Origin of the sequence: Methanospirillum sp. (assembly GCF_028679455.1) — an archaeon.
GTDB lineage: Archaea > Halobacteriota > Methanomicrobia > Methanomicrobiales > Methanospirillaceae > Methanospirillum.
In genome coordinates this window covers 1-3,631 of record NZ_JAJRBM010000122.1, presented here as the reverse complement: position 1 = coordinate 3,631, position 3,631 = coordinate 1, and the positions used below count along the sequence as shown (strand labels likewise).

3 protein-coding genes are annotated in these 3,631 nt (G+C 51.5%); all 3 read left to right on the top strand.

Translation table 11 applies throughout. The annotated features are described in order from the left end of the window. Positions 1-425 (top strand): metal-dependent transcriptional regulator (locus LUQ50_RS04215; RefSeq protein WP_300036648.1); only part of this gene is annotated, 425 nt, incomplete at its 5' end. Continuing rightward, positions 422-2,272: a ferrous iron transport protein B gene (gene feoB, locus LUQ50_RS04210; protein WP_300036645.1), complete on the top strand. Its 1,851-nt coding sequence runs from the start codon at positions 422-424 to the stop codon at positions 2,270-2,272. The genes LUQ50_RS04215 and feoB, both read left to right, overlap by 4 nt. A 65-nt stretch (positions 2,273-2,337) precedes the next feature. Beyond that, positions 2,338-3,631: aldehyde dehydrogenase family protein (locus LUQ50_RS04205; RefSeq protein ID WP_300036643.1), on the top strand; the 1,294-nt coding region annotated here is incomplete at its 3' end.

Genomic DNA, 3,631 nt, shown 5'->3' with positions numbered 1-3,631 from the left:
CGGCAGCTGGAGTGATGAAGAAACATAAGGTGCTTGAAACCTTCTTTGAAGAGAAGCTGGGGATGGACCGGAGTTCCGCTCATAAGCAGGCCTGCACCCTTGAGCATCATGCTTCTGAAGAGACGATCAGCAGACTGAAGCGTTTTATCGGGACAACCACTTCTGACCGGAATGATTCGCCACCTCATTCATCTGAAGGTGACTGTCAAATCCTGTCAGACTGCATGGAAGGGCAGCGTGTCACCATTGCGGCAGTGAAAGGGGGTGGAAGGGCAGAACGGCTTGCCGATCTTGGTCTGATCCCCGGGGAAGAAATCCTGATCCGCCGTCGGATGGCCAAGACCTTTCTTGTTCAGGTAAAAGGCTGTGATATCGCGATCAGTGTTGACATTGCAAAAATGATTCTTGTTGAGATTATCAGATGAAGATCGGACTGATTGGAAACCCTAACGTTGGCAAATCACTCATATTCTCCCAACTTACCGGTGTAGGGGTTGAGATCAGCAATTATCCCGGGACCACGGTTGATCTCTGTTCTGGTACCATCTGTCATGAGAGGCGACAGATCGAAGTAGTAGATCTCCCGGGTGCCTACTCACTTGACGGGTCTGGCCCTGAAGAACAACTGGTTCGGGAGACTGTGGTCAACCGGGCTTTTGATGTATATGCAGTTATTCTTGATGCAACCCACCTCGAACGGAATCTGTATCTTCTGCTTCAACTGCTTGAGTTTAACCTTCCGGTTGTTGTAATTCTCAATATTATCGACGAAGCAGCAAAGACCGGTCTTACGATCGATGTAGATCATCTATCCTCCTTAATCGGAGTGCCGGTGATCGCAACGGCTGCTTCACTAGGCCGTAATATCGATCAGATCATCCCGCTGGCACTCACCGGGGCAAAACCAGGCACCTATCCGGTTCAGTATGATCTGCATATCGAAGCTGCTATCAGAAGCCTGGAGCGGCTTACCAGCACAGGGAGGGCAGAAGCGCTGCTTGCCCTTCAGGGTATTGGTACTGATATGGTGCTGATGGATGCAGCAACCACCATTATCCCCGAAATCATTGATGAGCACCGGATGTCTGTTCATCAGTTGATCGCGGCGAACCGGCACCACGCCGCTTCACGGATTGCAGCAGCGGTGGTAAAAAAAGAGTCTCCCGGGCTTTTTACTGATCTGGATCAGTTCCTGACCCGTCCATTTCCCGGGATCCCGATCATGCTTCTCTTCCTCGCTTCAATGCTGACCATCGTTTTTATGATAGGATCATATCTGGAAGAGATTATCGTCAGTATCTTTGAGTTTCTCATTGTCAGCCCTATCAGGACAGCAGGACTTGACCCCCTACTTTCTGAAGTCCTGTTATCGCTGATGATAGCAATCCAGGCTGGGCTTGGTGTTGCGTTCCCGTATGTATTCACATTTTATCTGCTGATCTCTCTGGTTGAAGACTCGGGTTATATGACCCGGATTGCCTTTCTTGCTGACCGGGTAATGCACCGGTTTGGTCTGCATGGACAGGCGATCATCCCTATGGTGCTGGGTCTTGGATGCAATGTTCCCGCAATCATGGGAATCAGACAACTTGGAACCAGACGTGAGCGGACAATTGCAGCGGTTCTGATAACCATGGTTCCCTGTTCAGCAAGAACCGTGATCATTGCAGGAATCATAGCTGCATTTATCGGTATTGCTGCTGCGCTCTCGCTCTATCTGATTGTCTTTCTCTTGATCATTGTCACCGGTATCATCCTCTCCCGTATCACCCCGGGAAATCCGCTTGGTATGGTACTTGAACTGCCTCCACTCCGAAAACCCCGCATTTATCAGGTGATTACCCGTGCATGGCTGCACATCAGGGAATTTTTGGTAATTGCTATGCCGCTTCTGATGGTGAGTAGTGTGGTTCTCGGTCTTGCCGGATTTTATGGAATCACCGATCTCTTTCAGAATGCAGTTGCTCCATTCATGGAGCAGGTCCTAGGTCTTCCCGGCTTTGCCTCTACCGCCCTGCTGTTCGGGATCCTTCGCAAGGAGATGGCATTTGAAACCCTCATTGTTCTTGCAGGAACAGCAAATCTTCCCTCGGTGATGACATCCCTTCAACTGTATACTTTTGCTCTGGTCAGCACCCTCTTTGTTCCTTGTATCTCCACAATAGCAGTATTATCCCGTGAGATGGGCTGGAAGACAGCGTTTCTGATATCCTGTTATACGCTTCTTCTGGGCATCGGTGCCGGGGCTGTGCTGCATCTGGTCGCCATATGATAGTGCCCTGATTCTGAAAGGTGACCATGCGGTGGAGATAATACCTGCTCATTCCAATTCAGTGCATGGATGAGTGGGCGAGTCTTATCGGTGGTTCGGTCCGTAGAACTGATGACTGGTATGAGATCAGGAATCCGTTCTCGGGATCTCCTGTAGGCAGAGTATCACGTTCCGGCCTGGCTGATATTGAGGATGCGTTGCAGGCTGCGAAGGCCGGTTCCACTGAAACCTCCCGTCTTGCTGCACATCAGCGCGCTGCGGTGCTCCACCGGCTCGCTGACCTGATGACCAGCCATCGTGACGAGTTTATTACGCTCTTAATTGCAGAAGGAGGAAAACCACGCAGGAATGCTGAAGGAGAGACTGCCCGTGCAATTGAGACGATTCGCATTTCTGCCGAGGAGGCAGTACGGATCACCGGCGAAGTGATCCCGCTTGACCGGACTTTGGCTGGAGAAGGTCGCATCGGGATACTGCAGCGATTTCCTGTTGGAATTGTCCTCGGGATAACCCCATTTAACTTTCCACTCAACTTGGCCTGCCATAAACTGGGACCTGCCGTGGCAGCCGGAAATGCCATCATCCTGAAACCTGCATCTGTTACCCCGTTATCCTCACTGCTCCTGGGAAGACTTCTGGTGGAGGCCGGATATCCTCCTGCCGCGGTCAGTATTGTTGTCTGCTCATCCTCACTTGCTGAAAAACTGGCTTGTGACTCACGGATCGGATGTATCTCATTTACAGGATCCCCTGATGTCGGCTGGCACCTTCGGTCACGTACCTCGTGTGGGAAGGTGACACTTGAACTGGGGGGAAATGGTGCAGTCATTGTGCATGAGGATGCGGATCTCTCTATCGCCGCATCCCGGATCGTTGAGGGTGGGTTTTCACAGGCCGGGCAGGTCTGTATCTCAGTCCAGCGGGTCTATGTCCATCGTAAGATTTATGAAGCCCTGCTCAGTCGGATTGGAGAACTTACCGATCATCTGGTCGTTGGAGACCCGACAGATCCCAAAACTGATCTCGGGCCGATGATCTCACCGGAGGCCGCCCTGACCGCTCTTCATCGGATTGAGCAAGCCTGTAGTGCAGGAGCGGAACTTTTCAGAGGAGGCAGTCTGAACGGTGCGATGCTGCAGCCGACTATACTGACCGGGACAGCAGCCGGGATGGAGGTAAACTGCAGGGAGATATTTGCGCCCGTCATCACCGTGACCCCGTATGATTTTTTCGAAGATGCAGTATCATGGGTCAATGAATCAGCATATGGGCTGCAAGCGGGTGTATTTACTCAGGATATTAGCAGAGCAGGGTATGCTTTCTCTCACCTGCAGGTAGGAGCAGTAATTATCGGTGATG